Genomic DNA, 19,199 nt, shown 5'->3' with positions numbered 1-19,199 from the left:
TTATTGTGCTTTATAGTTAATAACATATTCAACTCCGGGCATAACAGTTATCTCATACAAATCATTTCCTTTTGAAACAGCTGTTACATTATTACCTAAAGGCTGAGATTTACTTTTTAATTTAATTGTCCCCTCTCCTGTTACCCCTTTGATCTTCACCTGCTCTTTACTTACATACAATTCAATTTCACCTTGTGGCGTAGGTACTTTACCCTGCATCCATTCCAATCCACCAAGATTTGGTTCAACAACATATTCAGAATAACCCGGCGCTGTTGGCTTTACGCCGAGGTAATATTTACCCAACAAATACAACGGACTTGCGCCCCAAGCATGGCATAAACTTTTTCCAAACGCTCTGCCATACATCGCATAATGCTCTGCTCCTTTTTTGGTTGGATCGTATTCTTCCCAGAAACTTGTTGCTCCGAGTTTCAACATTCCTCCCCAATAGTCTTTCATTTCTTTCAACACATAATCCTGTTCGCCTAAAGCACACAATGCTTCCAGTTCGTAGAAACGCATGTAAGGTGTAGTGATCTTCTGAATATCGTCGTTCAGTAAAACAGATGTTTTCACCTGTTGTTTTTGTTGCTCATTAAAATAATCGAAGAAGATGGAGAACATATTGGCATAACGTGTAACATTTTCTGTTTGCTTGCCATCTACACGGCTGTGCACCAATGCCTGCTTTGTATCGTTCCAGTAAATGTTGAATAACTTACTACGCATATCTGCAGCCAGGGTATTGTAGTGTGTTGCAGCATCTTTATTGTTGGCAATGTTAGCGCACAAAGCCATTGTTTCCAGGCTACGTGCAAGCAATAACTGTTCAAAGCTCACTTCGCCTTTTTTGCTGAGTTCAGCAGCCCAATCGATAAAAATCCAGTCGCCTGTCATCCATTCCATCAACCCCTCTCTATTTCTTCTTGCCAGCACGTAATCCATCAGCGTTTTCATGCGATCATAGTTCTGTACAATAAAATCTTTATCGCCGGTGTAGAGATAATAATCATAAATACCGAGGAACCAGTAGAACGTATAATCCATGATGGTGTTAATGTGCCCTGTTACCGGATCTTTTCCCCGCAACGCATAGGTAGTACGTTTTACTGTTTCGTTGTCGAAGTAGAGATAATAGTTCATCAAATAACTTTGAAAGGCATCACCACTCCAGATCCAACGATCACGTTTGATACCATCAATAAAAAATTCTCTTGTGTTTAATTCAAACGTATATTTTGATACATCGTAAATACGATTGATCTCTTCATCGTTACAACTGAAACTGCCACGTTCTTTTACATCAGCATATTCATACAGCATCGAAACAGAATCAAGTGTCACCCCTTCATCGTATTGCACATTTACAAAACGAAAAGCTTTCGACAGTTTCATGATCTTATCTTTCTTCTCAGGGTTGTTCACATCTACCCTGTCCAACGTTTCGCAATGCTCTGCTGATAATGCTTCTTCTTCTGATTCACCATAGTACACCGACAGTTTACCTTTCCCACTCAACCCGTGCAATTGAATAAACCCAAAGGTTTCCTTTCCAAAATCAACCAGCATAGAGTTCTTTCCTTTTAAGGTTGATACTGCTGCTTGCTTTCTTGTCGGTAGCATAAACTCCGAAGGCAATTGCGTAGGCGAATTAAAATTCGAACTACCTGCATGAACCCATTTAGTAGCGGAGATGTCGGAGGCTTTGCCCGTTTCATCAATCCATTCTTTGTCTTCAAATGTCACGAGCCAGGTAGCATCCGATACGATGGTCTTTCCTTTGACATAAATAGCAGGCACGTTGGCCTGATTAAATACTTTAATGTTGATCTTGTGTTTACCGGCAGGAACTGTAATCTGCTTGGGACTTCCTTCAAATGCTTTTCCATCGAGCTTTACATTGTATTCGCCTTCTACGTAAATGTCCACCGTTTCTTCTGTGGGCACATCAAACACTTTGTGAAAATCCATCAGCACATAATGGCTATCTATTTTCCAAAATACAGGAAAGAAGGTGCCTCGTTCTGTACGACGGTTTTGCATTTTATTGGCTAGCACAATTTCAAAATCGCCGGGATACCATATCCAGGTTGCTGCAGAAGAAATATTTGATAAAAAAGAGTTGTTCATTGCTTCACGTTAATTGCTTCGTGTTGTTTGCTTTACATTATTCTAAAACTCTAGATATCCTCTCCGTATCTTTCATTGGTTATTTGTTGTAATGATTTGCCTTGGGTTTTTGGTGTCCAGATTGTTCCTACGATCAGTGCAAAAATGAGCAGCCCGATCATAATGTAAGCTGCAGTATAAAATCCTTCACCATTCTCACCATAAATATTTACAAAACCAAATCCCCATGCTGCTGCAATGCTTCTAACGGCAAAGAACATGATGCCCTGCGCAGCTGCCCGGTATTTTGCCGGAAAAAGTTCTGAAGCCCAAAGCGCATAAAATGCCTGCACACTTATGCCGGCATGTATGCCCCAAAGCATGGTGAACGTCCATAATGCAACATGATTTTTTATTCCGATGAAAATAAGAATGAACCAGGCCACTATCCCAATCGTTGTACCGAAAACATAGAGCCAGCGTTGATTCACTTTATCAACCAACATGGCAAATCCAAAATAAGTGACTGCAATAATCACAATCCATTGTACTGCCGTAATCATGTTGGCCTCACCATTTGAAAGACCGCCTGCGGTTTCATAAATATGTTGCTGAAAGAAACCCATTACCGAAGCCACCATATTCCAGCTGATGTAAATGCCGGCCAGGAATAGCATTGTGCGGATATTCACTTTGTTGGTAAAGAGCGTACCAAACGATGCGAAAACGTCCGGTTGTTTTTCGTTTGATTGTGATTGCTTTGCTTCTTCCCAATCTTTCGATTCATTGAGTTTTCGTTGCAACGTCCATGCGATAAAAGCAACCACTAACAACGATCCAAAAATGATACGGCTGCTGAATACATTGATGGCTTCAACACTTGCATCTTTACCAATAAAAAGTGTTGCTATTTTTTGCACGTAATCAAATAAAACACCAGCCGAAGCATCAGCGTTGCCAGGAGCAAGGAGCATGCCCAGCAATAAAATAATCATTGGACCCACACCCCATGCAAACTGTGAAATACCCATATTCTTTCCACGGTTACCTACTTCTGAATTTTCGGAAATATAGGTCCAGGAAGCAGGAACACCCACACCTACAGAAATACCTGTAACAAGGAAGCCAATCAATAGCATGGGAAAATTAACAGTAAACATGATGATAGCTATCCCAAGCATATATACAAGCATGTTGTATGTATAAATGGTTTTGCGTCCGTATTTGTCGGCAAGGAAACCACCGAAAATTGCACCAATAGCCGCTCCAAATGCGTTAGCGCTAAGCGCATTCAGCCAACCGAGATGCCCTTCGTTAAGCCCAAGGTAATTTTGCCAAAGCGTCAACCCGCTTGCGCCTGCAACGATTGCTCCTGCATCCAGGTAATTTGTGAGCGATACAGCAATCGTACTTTTTAAACTTCCTTTTTTATGTTCCATGTTTAGTGTCCGTTAAATATGATGTAGAGAGTTAGTATGACAAGTCCTAATAAGACAAATAAAATTTTTACCTGCTTATCTGCTTTTGGTAATGGTGCTGTTTCGATAGCAGCCGTTACTTTGTTTTTATCTACTAATGAAATGATGATCGCTGCAACAAACAATACAGCGAAGATGTAAAACGATATCAGGAAATAATGCGGCCACCAAGTGTTGGAACCTGTTGCAGCATCGGGCGGTAAGATCCATAAATTGAGCATGCCTACCAATAAGCTGAATGCAGAACCTGCTGATAAAATTACATTTACCGCAAGCTTTGTTGTTCGTTTCCAAAACACACTCAATAAAAAGGTAACAGCTAATGGTGGCGCAAGATATCCCAGTATGGATTGAAAAATATCAAACAATGTTTTGCCTTGTATATTATCAAATGCAATGGCCATTAACACAGCCAGCACACAACCTGCAATCACCGTGTAGCGACCAACATTGATCTGTTTTTTCACAGTTGCCTTTGGATTGATATTGTTGACATAAATATCTTTTGTAAACACAGTACTCAATGCATTCAATGACGAACCAATGGTTGCAACCAATACTGCTATCAATACACAAATTACCAAACCATTTAAGCCCGAAGGAAACAGGTTTGTTACCATTGTCATGTAGGCTAACTTATCATCAGTCAAATCAGGAAACAATGCAAAACATAAAATGCCCGGCAAGATAAACATGGGCAATGCCAATACTTTTAACCAGCCGATGAAGTTTACACCCAACTGTCCCTGCTTTAAATTTTTTGCACCCAATACACTTTGCACCATGCTTTGATCGGTACAGAAAAAGGCAACGGCCGATACAGGATAACCCAATAACAATGCATGCCACGGATAACCGGGATCGGATGCAGGATGAATCAAGTTCCAAAAGTGATTCGGTGTTTTATCGATCAATGCAGTGATGCCACCAAGCTTTTGCAAGCCGATAAACGTTAATGCCAATGAAACAATGATCAACAGGATCATTTGAAACACATTTACTTTCGCTATTGCTTTTAAACCGCCCATGTAGGTAAACAAACCGGAGAAGGCAACCAATACAATTGTGGATTGCCACATGGGGATGCCTAAAATCTGTCGAACTAAAATTCCTCCGCTGAATAAACCAAGGCTTAACCAACTGATCAAAATTTTTACCAACGCATAACCTGCTAAAATATCCTGTGTGCTTTTGCCGTAACGCTTGCCCATGAACTCAGGCATGGTGCTCACTTTACTGGCGATGTAACGAGGTGCAAACACCATTGCCAACAGTGTTAAAAACACAAATGCATACCATTCAAAATTTCCGCCCACAATACCTGCTGAAAAACCAATACTTGCAAAAGCAAGTAATGATGAAGGGCCGACATTTGTCCCCCACATATTAAAGCCAATGTTGTACCAGTTGAGTGAGTTGCTGGCAAGGAACAAGGTTTCATCTTTTTTCTTGTTGCGGAAACTGGCAACATAACCGATCACCAGCAATGCAATGAGATAAATTGCAACGATGGCAAAGTCGAGTTGTGTAAGTTTATCGTAAATTTTATTCATTTATTTTTTGTTACCTGCTTTCGCACTTGTGGCATCTTCGTTGTGTCACTCACTTCAACGTTTTGTTTTTTATTCATCAATTGTCTGAACTGGGATTAATAAGATTTTACTGATTCAGAAGATTAAACCCGTTAATCAAATAAATCATTCAAATCATGGTTCAGACAAATGTCTTTGATCTTCACCGGCACTCCACTCTTCAAACTCTTATCCATTGCCTGCAACAACGCTACGGTTCCAATTCCTTCTTTCATATCAGGATATGCAGTGAAGCCTTGTTCAATTGAATCAACGAAGTATTCCAGGTAATTCTGATACTCGCCTGCATGATGACTCTGTCCTTCGAAACGGAAATAATATTTCAAGGTGCTGTCGCCCCAATGAATGATTTTTTCTTCACCTGTTTTGTCGGTGATGGAATAACGCAGTTCATGATAATCGGCTTGTGATGCACCTTCTGTACCACGCAGAATACAGGTCATGCCGCTATCACGTTTCACCGGTTGTGTTGGACTCGTGTATGTTCCGCTCACTCTTGCAATACGTCCATCGGTTGCTTTAAAGATGAAATGCATCGTGTCTTCGTTTTTTAAACCGGCTGCTTTTCCATTGGCGCTAATCATTCCATAGCCCATCACTTCTTCGATGTTGGGCAAATAGTAACGGATGAAATCAACAGGATGACTTAACCCGCCGTACAACCATTTGAATGAATCTTCTAATGCCCATTTCTTTTCGAGGAACCAACGATGATCGGCGTTGTAATGACTTTCGATGGTGATGAGTTCGCCAATTTCTCCTGCTTCAAAATCTTTGCGCTGGCGTCTATACGGCTCGAAGAAACGGGAGCTTTGTCCCACAAACACTTTTTTACCTGTTTGTTGTTGAAGCTCAAGCAATTCTTTCGCCCTGCTCAAATCATCAATAAACGGTTTGGTGCACACTACATGTTTGCCATGCAGCAATGCCTGTTTGATATGATCGGCATGCAGATGATCGGGAGTATAAATGGCGATGATGTCGATCTCTGCATCGTTGAGCAGATCATCGTAGTTGGTCGTGTAATTATTAAAATCAAATTCTTTGCAACGTTGTTTGCATAATTCTTCGTTACGATCGCAAATAGTTTTGAGATGCAGCTTTTTGCTTTGCAACGCTGCGCTCATGGTACTGCGACCTTCACCAACGCCTAAAATTCCGATTGTCAACATAATTTATTTTTTATTCCACCGGATAAATCTGGTGGCTAGTCATTCATTTGCTTGAGAAACACCCACGTCTCACCCAGTTTCGTTCCGTTAATGCCTTCTTGGTATTTTTTCATGATCTTATTCCATTCATCCACACGAGGATTGTTCTCGGTTGTTCTTGGGTTGAGTTTATCCAAACTCTCTCCTTTTGGAATGCTGATGACCAACATTAATTGCCTTCCGTTCCTGAACAACAACAACTGCTGAAAATCTGCATTGCAGAATCCTTTGGATATCTCCGGCCATTTTTCAAACTGCGTAGCATGATAGTCGAGGTATTCTTTCTGCATCCTTTTATCTTCCACCAAATTTGCCGTGAGGATGATATGCTCCCACTCTTTTGCTACAGATTTATCACTGCAATGTTTTTTCTTACTGTATTCGTAAAACATGTTGTGATAAACTCTTACTTCTGCTTCAGGAAAATTGTTGGCGATGCGTCCCTGCATTACGCCGATGTCCTGCACTTTATCGAAGATGACATAATGATTCTGCCAATGATAAATGGCATTGCTATCCATGTTGTTCTTCGCCAGCAATTCTTTCAGCTTGGGTAAATTCAATTGCATACCATCTTTCACCACTAATTCAATTACTTCGTTATGTTCTTCGTTGATGGCACCAACCTTCACCGTTTTGTTGGCAGTTAAATAGTGGAAGCGTTTTTCAAGTCCCGCATTTTGCTTTACACTGTCGTGCACCTGCGGACCATTATTACTCCACACATTACCGGGACCATTGTTATTCTGCAAGTACTTTCGTGAAGGCGTCCAATTATTTTTTACAGTAAAATGCGAAGAGCCTTCATCGGTATAAATATAAAACCAGTGTGATGGTAAGTGAGCAATGGGCGATTTGTAAATACTGTCGATATAATTCTCTTCAATGATGGAATTTTGTTGTGCACTCAATGTATAGATACCAGCACAATCGTAATTCCATTTGCCGTAATGATGAATTTTGTTGGCGACGATTCGGTTGTCCTTCATCATATTCTGTGCAGGTGACCATCCCCAACCCAAACTGATACCACTGTACGATACATTTTCAATTTCGTTGTGACGGATACTTGTTCTGCTAACAAAACCACAGCCTATACCGACTGTGCCCCAATCTTCGTTGGTAGCATTGGTGATGAAGTTGTTTTCAATAAAAAGCACATCACATTTCTCCCGTTCATCTTTCGGATCAAACGGCAAATGAATTTCTCTTCCTTCATCACCATAATTACCGGCGAGGATAGCCGTACCGCCAATATCGCTGAACAGATTATTCTTCGTCATATTATCCTGCACACCTTTTTTCAAATCAACACCTGTTGCTGCCAAATGAAGAAAAGAACAGTTTTTAATTCTTGTACGAAGGGCATAACTCAATTCTACTGCAGCCGCTTGTCTGCCAACCCAAGCCTGGTTATCCAAACCCGGTTTTGTTTTTGTGCCTGCAGGTTTTAACCGGTATGCTTCCGTCATATACAAACCAACCTGGTGCGGCACATGACCTTGCAATGATGGTCGCAACCAACCTGTATGCTGAAAAGAAAGACCATCGATCACTACGTTCTCAACCGGATCATCAATTGTTCCGTCTACACGGATCAATGTTTCGGTAAACGGTGCAATTATTTTTGCTGTTGATAAATTTTCATTGTTGCGTGGCCAGTAATAGATTTTTTTACTGGTGACATCTAAATACCATTCGCCGGGTTCATCTAAAAACTGAATCGCATTAGTCAAGTAAAATGCAGAGTTGCCGGTTTCATTACTCATCCAAGGAGCTGGCCAGGGATGTTCGTTTTGTATTTTGCTTTCGGGCTGATGAAAGAACAGTTTTGTACTGTCGCCCATCACCTGCACTTTCTTCACCCGCAGGTTAGCGATCTCCCACCATTGATGAATAAATAACTCCAATCCTTTTGCTTTATCCAAGTTCTGAAAAACCAATGTCGGTATCACACAGGCGGCTTCTGCTTTGTTCCAGTTTAAAATGCGCAACATGGTATCGCCATTGGAAGATTTAGCTCTTACTGCTTTCACATCATCTACCCACAGTTGACGAAAATTAAAATCATTACCATTTACCTGTGGCACATCCGCCACCCAAATTTTATTTTGATGCTTAGCCTGCAAACCGCTGACCGGAACAGTTACTCTTTTCCAATTGCCGATCTGTACGCCGCCACTTAAAACAGGCTGTTCATTTTCTGCTGCTTCAATAAACGTGGAGCTTTCACGGGTGCCGCTATCTTCAGGCCGTATCACAATGGTTTCAAGCACTTGATAATTGCCTCCACGTAAAATAATATGAATACCATCTTTGATTGTTGCATCATTCAACCTGCGCAATTCTCTTGCTTTGCGCAAGGCCATGTTCAATGTTGCAAAAGGGTTTTCTTTTGAACCATCGTTGCGGTCGGAACCATTGGGGGAAACATAAATATCTGCTGCACTGCTCACTTGAGCAAACAGGATACAAACAAGCAATAAGCAAGATCGCAATCGTTTCATGTTGTTCATCAGCTTGAAGCTAAAAAAACTGCCTCAAAAGCAGGTATTCAGGCCAATAAATGTACCGCTGCTGCACTGGGTGAAAAATGTAAGGAATAGCTGAAAAGATGGAATATTTTCCTGTTTTGCAGCCCAAATCTTACAAAAAAGAAACCGGGAAAGAATTCCCGGTCGTTAACTACTAAATAACTGCTGTATAAATAGAAAATGTTCACAATTTAGTACCCATCGTTCTGCCGAAGATTGGGGTTATTATCCAACTCACCTTGCGAGAAAGGCAACACATAATTCTTTGTATCAAACTTCAGGGGCACATTGGCCGGGGTTGAAAGTGTGGGCAGTTTAATGTGTGCAATGTTCCAACGTTTGAGATCATTGTAACGCTGACCTTCGAGTGCAAATTCAATACGGCGTTCGTGGCGGATATAATCACGCAGCTTTTCTTTGGTATTATACTTTACCTGGTCGGTTGGCGGCATTGCGATTCCTGTTCTGCCCCTTACCTGGTCAATAGCAGCATACACACTTGCATCGGGTCCTGTTGCTTCATTCTTTGCTTCGGCATACATCAGTAAAATATCGGCATAGCGTAAGTGTATATAATCCTGATCGGTAGCTGTAGCTGTAGCTGTTGTAAACGGAGCCCTTGTAAGATCAACATACTTTTCTGTGATAAACGTGGTTGCAGGTGCATAGCTTCCGCTCCAGGTTGCATTGGTAGTGGGATTTTTCCAAACTTCGCCCGGAAGTTTAATGGTAAGATCCAACCTCGGGTCACGATTAGCATAGGGCGTTGCTGCATTGTACAATGGCGATTCGCTGATCGATTTACCATCGGTCATTTCATAATCATCTACCAAATTTTTATACGGCTGCATTAATGAATACCAACCCAGTTCAATATCCATACCAGCCGCACCCGGACTTGTACGTTGCGGATTGCTTACAGCCAGGTATTGTGTGGAGAACATAATTTCAATATTTACTGCTGCATTCGCCTGACCGGCCGTTTTAAACAATGCGGCGTAGTTATTCGATAATCCAAACTTCCCAGCAGCCCCACTCATGATCGTTTGCAGCAATGTTGCGGCTGCAGCCCATTTTTGCTGTGTTAACAGCACACGTGCCTTCATTCCCTGCGCACTGCCTCTTACTGCACGACCATTGTATTTTTCATCTGGCAAATTGGTTATAGCAAAATCAAGATCTTCTTCAATGAATGCGTAAACTTGTTCTTTTGTGCTTTTGGCAATTTTTACTTCATCCAACGTTTTAGGATAGTTTTTGTACAACACTACTCCACCATAAGCCTGAACCAGGTCGAAATAACACAATGCACGTATAAAGCGCACTTCTGCCTTGTATTGATTCTTCTTTGCTTCCGTAACCGGAGCCTTGTCTACGTTATCCAGAAAGAAATTACAGGTACTGATGGCACGATAAGGCGTACTGTACATATTGGGTAATGCACCGCCAAGCGTTGCCGAAATACCACCCGTTGTCATTAACAGCATATTGGGCTGATTGGTATTGGCATCAAGATAAGCGTTGTCGCTTAACCCGTCGAGATATACACGTTCATAACCTAAAAAGTTTTGCTGCAAACGGGAGTATACACCGGCTAATGCACTTTGCACATCTGTTTCCGAAGTCCAGAATGTTTGCGTTGATACGCTGTCGAGCGGCGCCCTGTCGAGTAAATTCTTTTTACAAGCTGCCAATGAAACCAGCAGTACAAGTAAAAGCGTATAGGATAATTTATTGTTCGATTTCATGTTTTAGAATTTGATGTTGAAGCCTGCGTTTAAAATCATTACCTGCGGATACTGTGCAAAATTGCCCGACACACTTGCTCTTTCTGGATCACTACCTTCATACTTGGTAAATGTGAGCAGGTTTTCGCCCGATATATACACGGTTAATCCTTTAGAAGCGATACGCTTTGTTACCGATGCAGGAACGGTGTATGAAAGCATCACATTTTTCAAACGCAGGTAGGATGCATCCATAAGATAATATGTAGATGCGCCGTAAGCTGCAACACCGGTATAACCAGCGGTATAAATTGCAGGCAATGTGTTACTGCGGTTTTGTGGAGTCCACGCATTACGCCATTTGGTTGTAGGTGGTGTACCCTGCATAAACGGATCTACACCCCAGTTGTTTACTCTTGCTTTAATGCCCTCAACACCCTGGAAGAAAAACGAGAGGCTGAATGCATTGTAATCAACATGCCCGCCAAAGGAATAAATAAAATCGGGATAGGCACCACCAACCACAACACGATCATTGGCATCAACTTTCATATCACCATTCATATCTTTCATCTTCAGATCACCAGCTTTCGGAGAAGTGTTTAACGCATGTACGGGCACGTTGGGGTTACCAATATCTTCTACCTGGAAAATTCCGTCCCAAACGTAGAGGTAATGTGCATCGTACGGTAGTCCAACCTGGCGAATGGTACTACCCAACGAAGGTGTAATGATCTGATCAACCTTGTTTTTTGCTGTTGAAATATTTCCGTTAACACCATAAGAAACCTTGCCGATGTGGTATTCGTGACGCAGATCCAGCTCAATACCTTTTGCATGCATGCGGCCGTTGTTGGTTGTTGGACCACTTAAACCTAAACTTGCAGGTACCGGAATCGATGAAAGAATATCATAGGTTTGTTTCTTGAACCAATCAAATGTTAAACCAAACAAGCCGTTGAAAATATCCAGGTCAAAACCAATATCGGTGATCTTGGTCGACTCCCAACGGATACTCTGATCTCTGAACGAATTAATAACAGCGCCTGAAGTTGGAGTAGCGTTTCCGAATGGATAACTTACGTTTAACGATAACACATCCTGGTATGGATAGTTACCAATATCCTGGTTACCCAACACACCATACGAAACACGCAGCTTCAGATTGTTGATCCATTTTGCATTATCACGTACAAAGTTTTCTTTGCTAACATACCAACCTGCCGATACCGAAGGAAACACACCCCAACGATAATCCGGTGATACACGTGAGGTACCATCGTAACGGATATTGGCTTCAATTAAATATTTGCCTTGATAATCGTAATTAATGCGGCCGAACAATGATTGCAATGCCGCTTCGTTGGTGCCGGGCAAGCCGGGTAAACGAGGATAGGTATTGTTCAATGCTTCGCCTGTAGATGTATAACCGGAAATTTCCTGAATGGCAGATGACACACCATTAAACCTGCGGCCACGTAAGCCCTGCGATTTTGTAAAGAACTGTTCGTAACCTGCCAATCCTTTTACAGAATGATCGCCAAAGTATTTGCTGTAGGTAAGTGTTGAATAAAGCGTAGGTGATATTACTTTTGAATACTGATCGGTTACACCAACAAGATCGGGACCAAGGTTAAATACTTCGTAATCGCCTGTTGTTGCATTCTTCACCTGCGTGTAATACGATTGGTAAGGATGCTGGTACATTTTATAATATTCATCTACATAGTTCACCGCTACTTTCGATGACCATACAAAGTTTTTCAGCAACTTCACATCCATAAATGCCTGCGCATTAAGGTTGTACTCTTTTGTGTTTTGCCAACCCATTTCAAATGCTTCCTGCACGTTCCGGTTCTTTCCTTCATTAACATATGCTTTTGAAGCAATTCTACCGCTGCCATCAGGTAAGTATGGACCTATCAACGGACCGGCAGCATACACCAGCAACGCAACGTTTTCGCTGGTAAACGGCGGCTCTTTACGATCCTTGTACGTCATATTCATAATCGTACCAATTGTAACCGCTTTGCTGATCTGCGAAGTGTAATTCAACATAAGGTTATACCGTTTGAAATTATACACAGGCAACAATGCATCCTGATCAAGATAGCTTGCAGAAAGATTATACGTGTTCTTATCCGATCCACCCGACACCGAAAGATTGTGATTAGTAACAAATGCAGGACGGAAATAATAATCCATTGCATTAAAGTTGGGATAAAGAATACGGTCTTTGGATGTACGGTACTTCTCGATCTCGGCCGGATCGTATTTGAAGGCAACACCACTTCTTGTAGCAGCGGCATTGTACATTTCCATATACTCAGCAGAGTTGGTGATAAAATCCGGAAGTTCGGTTGCCGACTGACGTGAAAAGTTTGCAGAGTAGTTAATTACAGGTGCTCCCTTTTTTCCTTTTCGTGTGGTAATCAGAATTACACCGTTAGCAGCACGTGAACCATAGATAGAAGCTGAAGCTGCATCTTTTAATACGGTCACATTCTCAATATCGTTTGGCGAAATATTGTTGAAGTTACCAACCACACCGTCAATTAAAACCAGTGGCCCTGTACCTGTAGAAAAGGAACTGCGGCCTCTGATCAACAAGTTCGCATTATCTCGGCCCGGCTCTGCAGACGGTTGCGTAACCTGTAAACCTGTTACACGACCCTGTAACAAGTTCGAAGCATTGGGTACCGGTCGTTTTGTTAATTCAGCACCTGATATGCTCACCACAGCACCGGTAAGATTTCCTTTCTTCTGCGAACCATAACCAACAATAACAATGTCGGATAAATTATTGTCGCTTGGTTTTAACTGAACCGTTATACTGTTTTTCCCGGTAATTAATATCTCTTGTTCTGTAAATCCTACATAAGAGAAGACAAGTGTTGTAACATTTGCCGGTAATTGAATAGAAAAATTTCCCTCGCTGTCGGTAATCACCGACTGTGCAGTTCCTTTTGCAGTAACGGTTACACCTGCAAGAGGCTCGTTGTTTTGATCTGTTACTTTACCTGTTACTGCATTTTGAATTGCAGGATGATGATCAGGAATTGTAAACCTTTTTTCCGATAAAATAGGATGTGACATTCCCTGTAGGTATAGACAAAACGCTATACCAACGGCAAACAATTGTCGTTTCATGGAAGAATCGTTTAAGTTTTAGTTTTTTGCTAAGAAATAGTTACCTGTAATTTGAAAGTGAATTAAAGGTAGAAGCGACCGCAAACGATTGCAATGTATTTATCAACTAAAAAGATGGAAGATTTTACTTTTTTATTTTCTTGTAATACTTGCTGAATCAGTGTTTGCAATAAAGAAAAAGAGGTTTGTAAAAATTACAAACCTCTTTGTTGAAATTCTACTAAGAAAAAATTATTCGCCCTGAAATACCTTTTTAAGATAGGTTGTATTTGCACCATAGTTATATTTTGTATCAGAAGGTTTGCGTGCATCTCTGCTGCGTTCAATCACTAACCATCCACTCCATCCTATTTCATCCAGCGCCTTTTTCACTTTGTACAGATCTATCTGCGGATCATTTTCTAACCACACACTGTCTTTGTTGGTGGCATGTATCATGCTGATGCGATCCTTGCCGAGGATTTTTAATTCGCTGATGAGGTCTCTGCCTTCTTTCAACGGATTGGAAAAGTTGAAATAAATTTTGATGGCAGGTGAGCCAATCTGTTTCAGCAACTCCACTTCTTCTTTTGCAGTGAGTGAAGTTTCAATGCCGATGATGACACCTGCTTCTTCTGCCAGCTTACCTGCTATTTTCAAACGTGCAATCACCGAATCACGAATAGCCGGATTCTTTTTGATATCGCACTGCACACCCAATGGCAGGAATGCATGTTTTACATTCATCAGCTGCATAGTTTTAATACAATCTTCAATGCTGCGGATGTATTCTGCCCTACCGCAAAACGATTGTGCATAATAGCCCGTCATTGCCAAGCAGAATATTTCTACCTTCTTTTCTTTGGCTGTTTTAATGAAATGGTTACGCACACTGTCGATGAGCAATTGATTATCGAATGTTGGACGATTGCCCAATCCGCCCATATCCACTTCCACACCATCGGCTTTCAGTTCTGCAGTAAGCGTGATAGCACCAAGCTTCTGGCGTTTAAGCAACATCAGATCGATCAAACCGATTTTATAGCGTTGATTGGTTCTCGCCTTTTCTATTTCTTCTGCAAAGACACGTTCTAAATTTTCAAACCCTTTTACTGCATGTGCAGGTAGTTTCTCTCCATTCTCGCCAAACACATACAAACTCTTCTCCGGTTCAATGGTGATTTTTGATTCATCGATATTACCGTTTGCATCCTGGATGGCCTTGATGTTTAAACCCAGCTGTTTTGCCATGAATACATACACCGGTTTACGTTTGGTTATTCCGAAATCATGTTTGTCTTGCGGCAGGTGCACATTGGTTACGTTTTCCTTTTTGTTATACCAACTGTACATCGTTTGCAGATAAGGGAAATCATGTTCGGGCATTTTATCTGTCCAGTCGCCGCCATCACTAACAATTAACTGCGGACGAGGGGCGGCCATGGCTGCAATCTCTACATTGTTTGTTCTGCCGCCACATGCATGAATATTCATACCGCTTTCGCATGGGCAACCGCCATAGAAATAAGAGGACAATGAAACAACAGGTGCAGATACTTTAATGCGATCATCCAACGCCGTCATTAACACCGTATGACTGCCGCCACCTGAACCACCGGTGATGCCTACACGGTTTGTATCGGCATCTTTCTGTGCCAGTAAATAATCAAGAATGCGGATAGCGCCCAATGCCTGTATAGTCATCGCCAAACTTCTGCGATGATCTTCAACTTTGAATTGCAGTAACGATTCGCCCCATGCAAACAGATCGTAACTGAATGCCATGGCACCCATCTTTGCCATGGCAGCACAACGCAGTTGGCAATCGGCACGGTAACGTTGTTTTTCCCAATGACCATCGGGGTTTAAGATAACCGGAATTTTGCCTTTAAACTTAAGTGGCTTGTATAATGACCCGTTGATCCAAACGCCGGGTAATATTTCAATGGCCACATTCTCTACGCTATAACCATCGAAGAGGCGTTTGGGAGTAACAATTGGTTTGCTGTTTGGTGCTGCCGGTAAATGATTTAACTGCAGCGCTTCTTTTAAACAAGGTTTCAACTCTGCTTTGCGCTTCTCCCACTCTTCTACTGTTTTGTATTGTGCAGCAATACGATCCATCTCAGCCCAGCCTTCTTCCACAGGCCAGCGGTAATATTCGTACGCACTTAACTTGTATTGCTTATCTTTTTCTTTCTTCACTTTTAATTCCAACGGCTTCAGAATATTATCCAGCGTTACTTCTACATCGGGACGATACTTCCATTCGGCATAGGTAACCATCTTGTTATTTACCATACTATCAACGTACTTGATGGTAATGCCGTATTTCTTTTGAATATCAGTCAGTACTTCTTTTAAAGGCTTAGCATATTGTTGATCGGTGTTGAGTTGTGCGGAAGAGTTGAACCACAAAAATACAAAAGCGCAAAGCAGAAGCCCCCCAAGTCCCCTGAAGGGGGAGCTCTGATGCACAGCCCTATCTTGTTGAACAGCTTTATTACAACAAAGCATTGTAGAATAGCGGGGGCTGCGTGTGGTTATCCCCTCTTGGGAGGGGTTGGGGTGGGTTGATGAATAGCGAACAATACGCACAAGTGTGCGACGCAACAGAAGATTCATAGTGTTAGTGTTGCCTGTTACATTATTATTTATCCATTTCATAATTACCCATTTTTATTTATGCCGATTTGCTTTCCAACTACTGTACAATAAATTTGGTTCGAGTACAGGTTTCGGAAAAAACAAACTGGCGATATAACCAACCACGATCACAACCAAATGACTGTATACGCCAAGCATGAGTTTATGATGTGTGAAATTAAAATTACCTAAATCGAGTAAGAGTTTTGGTTCCTTTACACCAATGGGCGTGCTGGTTAAGAAAGCCCATGCAGTAAACAAAATACATGTAATGATACCGATGTTCACACCTTGACGATTTGCTCTTGCACTAAACAGACCCAACAGAAAAATACCAACAATACCACCGGAGAAAATAGCATAGATGGTGAAGATGACACCCAACACACCTTCGTTGCCCAATACAAGATAAAGTGCACCGATGGCAATAGAAATCAATCCCGATAACACCACAAAGGTTTTACTCATGTAGAGATATTCTTTATCTGTTTTCTTTGGACGTAGTTTTTTATAATAATCCTGCATGCCAACTGCAGCCAATGAATTCAAATCGGCACTGAGACTACAGATAGCTGCAGAGATGAGCGCCGCAACTAAAAAACCAATGACACCTGTTGGCAACTCCGTCATAATAAAATGCGGGAACACTGCTTCGGCTTTCATGCCTTCGGGTAAATTGTTTTGTTTATAAAACACAAACAAGGCTGTACCGATAAACATAAAGATCGTCCAGATAGGAACAGTTAATGAAATGCCCAACAACGACGCTTTCTCTGCTGCACGATCTGATTTAGCTGTGAGATAACGCTGCACCACGGTTTGATCAGTTGCATATTTCTGAATAGCATAAAATGCGCCGTTGATGATCATCACAATCAGAGTGAGTTGATCGAAACGAAAATCATAAGGGCCAAAACCTGTGCGGTTGTTTTCGGTTGCAACTTTGATTGCTTCTGGCACCCCCCCTTTTATGGAAAACAACAACACGCCTAAACAGATGATACTGCTTGCAAACAACATGAAACCCTGAAACACATCGAGCCAGATAACAGCCTGCATGCCTCCTTTTAAATTCACCAACACCAATACAAACCCAACTACGGCAAGAATGATGTAGGGACTGATGGTTGTCATTTCATGAATGGCCACGGCAATTAAAAACAACACTGTGCCCATACCTGCAAACTGCCGGATGATAAACGATGACGAACTGTAGTAGCGTGCAAAACCTCCGAATCGTTTTTCAAAATATTCGTACGTACTAAGTCCGATCACTTTGCGGAAGAGTGGCACGATAAACCAGATGGTTCCCAACAAAACGATGGGTACCATTAAGCCTTGCACCAATAATATCCAATTGCTGGTATACCCTTGCGCAGGATAGCCGAGAAATGTTACACTGCTGATAAGTGTGGAAAGCAACGACAAGCCCAATGCCCATGCGGGAAAATTACCTTTCGATAAAAAATATTTTTCCGTTGTATCCTGTCTTTTGGCAAAACGAAAACCGAGGTAAAGCGTAATGCCTAATACCAGCAGGATAATGCAGTAATCAATAAAATGTAAATGGTTCATGGACGAATCGTTATGTGGTGCTGTGCTCACTGATTGCACTGATGAACACAGATTGTTTTATGCTATTGACTAAACAGTTGTTTTATTTCATTGCTTAATTCGTAACTACCGGGTTTAACCGTGATGTATAAATTGTTTGTTTTCATCCGTACAACTCCTCTCGTTAATTCCTGCAAGGGTGAAAGCTTTTTGATATTCAGTTCATTTAAAATAGCTGTTGCTGTTGATCCACCTTCGAGGAACAGTTCTTTGATCTGCTGCTCTTCCACTACCTGCGCCACCAGTTTTGCCATATTGTTGCGTAGTGTTAGAGCAGATGCATTTTCAGGCAACTCTTCTTTCTTTACTGCTATGATGGCTTTCTGTTCTTTTGCCAAAACATTTCTGCATTGCTGCCACCACTCTTCTGTTACTGCTCCATCATTTGTACTGATCTCTTTCCCTACATACAATACCACTTCACTTCGTTCACTAACTTCTTTGATATAATTCACCGAATTTTCATAAGCTGTGCCGCACACATACAAAAAAGGTTGTTTCAGTTGAAAGCCCTCCTGTTGCTTCAATTCAAACCGTTGTTCCAGCAGTGCTGTATAAAAATCACCTGCGCCTGCCAGCACAAATTCATCGTTCATCTTTGCAGCCCATGCCTGCACATCTGCATCAGTTGTTGCTTCGCCAACAATAAATCCTGTTGCTGGAAGTTGATCGTTGTGTTGAAGCACCTCTACTTCATCATTCAGTATTTGTTTTACAAAAGAACTGCTTACAGGAAATTCCGGATCGTTTGCAAAACCTGTTTCGCTGATGGGTGTTCCCTGCACATAATAGGTTCCGTTGCTGATGGTTCTGTTCAAGAATGGATTTGCAGGAAGAATAAAGGCTTTGCTTTTCTGCATCAACTGCATCTGAACTTTCAGTTCATCTAACACATACCCACGCAACACCGAATCGATCTTTTTATAAACAAGCGATGGATTAAGTTGCAACACTTGCTTTATTGCTTCTGCTGTTTTTTCTAAAGCAGCAGTTTTATTCAAAGAGCGGCTATCTGTACTTACGATCAGCACATCTGCAGATGTTACAGCAACATCAGCCGTACATAATTCTACATTCAGTCCGTAACGCAGACTGATGCCAGCTAACTCAGCGGCTCCTGTAAAATCATCGGCTATTACTGCAATCATATGATGAG

The 19,199-nt window shown here is 41.6% G+C and carries 10 protein-coding genes; all 10 read right to left on the bottom strand.

Annotation, left to right across the window (positions count from 1 at the left end):
• Positions 1-2,133: an alpha-L-rhamnosidase-related protein gene (locus IQ13_RS01580; protein ID WP_242009450.1), complete on the bottom strand. Its 2,133-nt coding sequence runs from the start codon at positions 2,131-2,133 to the stop codon at positions 1-3.
• 50 nt (positions 2,134-2,183) lie between these two features.
• The gene (locus IQ13_RS01575) at positions 2,184-3,551 is read right to left on the bottom strand and encodes an MFS transporter (protein WP_144883829.1); all 1,368 of its coding nucleotides are present in this window, start codon (positions 3,549-3,551) and stop codon (positions 2,184-2,186) included.
• Positions 3,552-3,553: 2 nt separating this feature from the next.
• Positions 3,554-5,143 (bottom strand): sodium:solute symporter family transporter, encoded by a 1,590-nt coding sequence (locus IQ13_RS01570; protein ID WP_144883827.1) that lies wholly within the window; start codon positions 5,141-5,143, stop codon positions 3,554-3,556.
• A gap of 131 nt (positions 5,144-5,274) precedes the next feature.
• Positions 5,275-6,354 carry a Gfo/Idh/MocA family protein gene (locus tag IQ13_RS01565; protein WP_144883825.1) on the bottom strand — a complete coding sequence of 360 codons (1,080 nt, stop codon included), beginning with the start codon at positions 6,352-6,354 and terminating at the stop codon, positions 5,275-5,277.
• A gap of 35 nt (positions 6,355-6,389) precedes the next feature.
• On the bottom strand, positions 6,390-8,900 hold the full coding sequence (locus IQ13_RS01560) for an L-rhamnose mutarotase (protein WP_144883824.1): 2,511 nt from the start codon (positions 8,898-8,900) through the stop codon (positions 6,390-6,392).
• 218 nt (positions 8,901-9,118) lie between these two features.
• Positions 9,119-10,675, bottom strand: a complete 1,557-nt coding sequence (locus tag IQ13_RS01555; protein ID WP_144883822.1) for a RagB/SusD family nutrient uptake outer membrane protein — start codon at positions 10,673-10,675, stop codon at positions 9,119-9,121.
• A 3-nt stretch (positions 10,676-10,678) separates the two neighbouring features.
• Entirely contained in the window at positions 10,679-13,750 is a 3,072-nt protein-coding gene (locus tag IQ13_RS01550) for a SusC/RagA family TonB-linked outer membrane protein (RefSeq protein WP_158637278.1), read from the bottom strand.
• 285 nt (positions 13,751-14,035) lie between these two features.
• Positions 14,036-16,450: a sugar phosphate isomerase/epimerase family protein gene (locus IQ13_RS21570; protein WP_242009449.1), complete on the bottom strand. Its 2,415-nt coding sequence runs from the start codon at positions 16,448-16,450 to the stop codon at positions 14,036-14,038.
• A gap of 12 nt (positions 16,451-16,462) precedes the next feature.
• Complete coding sequence (locus IQ13_RS01540) at positions 16,463-18,004, bottom strand: sodium:solute symporter family protein (protein ID WP_144883818.1); 1,542 nt, start codon at positions 18,002-18,004, stop codon at positions 16,463-16,465.
• A gap of 62 nt (positions 18,005-18,066) precedes the next feature.
• The gene (locus tag IQ13_RS01535; protein ID WP_144883816.1) at positions 18,067-19,191 is read right to left on the bottom strand and encodes a four-carbon acid sugar kinase family protein; all 1,125 of its coding nucleotides are present in this window, start codon (positions 19,189-19,191) and stop codon (positions 18,067-18,069) included.
• Positions 19,192-19,199: the final 8 nt, after the last annotated feature.

It is taken from the genome of Lacibacter cauensis (genome assembly GCF_007830055.1).
Taxonomy (GTDB): Bacteria; Bacteroidota; Bacteroidia; order Chitinophagales; family Chitinophagaceae; genus Lacibacter; species Lacibacter cauensis.
Note: the sequence above shows the minus strand (reverse complement) of the source record. Positions and strands in the feature narration are given on the sequence as shown.

Excerpts from the sequence above, each read along its gene's own strand:
- IQ13_RS01580 (WP_242009450.1), bottom strand. The coding sequence starts at position 2,133 with ATGAACAACTCTTTTTTATCAAATATTTCTTCTGCAGCAACCTGGATA.
- IQ13_RS01540 (WP_144883818.1), bottom strand. The coding sequence starts at position 18,004 with ATGAACCATTTACATTTTATTGATTACTGCATTATCCTGCTGGTATTA.
- IQ13_RS01570 (WP_144883827.1), bottom strand. The coding sequence starts at position 5,143 with ATGAATAAAATTTACGATAAACTTACACAACTCGACTTTGCCATCGTT.
- IQ13_RS01565 (WP_144883825.1), bottom strand. The coding sequence starts at position 6,354 with ATGTTGACAATCGGAATTTTAGGCGTTGGTGAAGGTCGCAGTACCATG.
- IQ13_RS01550 (WP_158637278.1), bottom strand. The coding sequence starts at position 13,750 with ATGTCACATCCTATTTTATCGGAAAAAAGGTTTACAATTCCTGATCAT.
- IQ13_RS01560 (WP_144883824.1), bottom strand. The coding sequence starts at position 8,900 with ATGAAACGATTGCGATCTTGCTTATTGCTTGTTTGTATCCTGTTTGCT.
- IQ13_RS01555 (WP_144883822.1), bottom strand. The coding sequence starts at position 10,675 with ATGAAATCGAACAATAAATTATCCTATACGCTTTTACTTGTACTGCTG.
- IQ13_RS21570 (WP_242009449.1), bottom strand. The coding sequence starts at position 16,450 with ATGAAATGGATAAATAATAATGTAACAGGCAACACTAACACTATGAAT.
- IQ13_RS01575 (WP_144883829.1), bottom strand. The coding sequence starts at position 3,551 with ATGGAACATAAAAAAGGAAGTTTAAAAAGTACGATTGCTGTATCGCTC.
- IQ13_RS01535 (WP_144883816.1), bottom strand. The coding sequence starts at position 19,191 with ATGATTGCAGTAATAGCCGATGATTTTACAGGAGCCGCTGAGTTAGCT.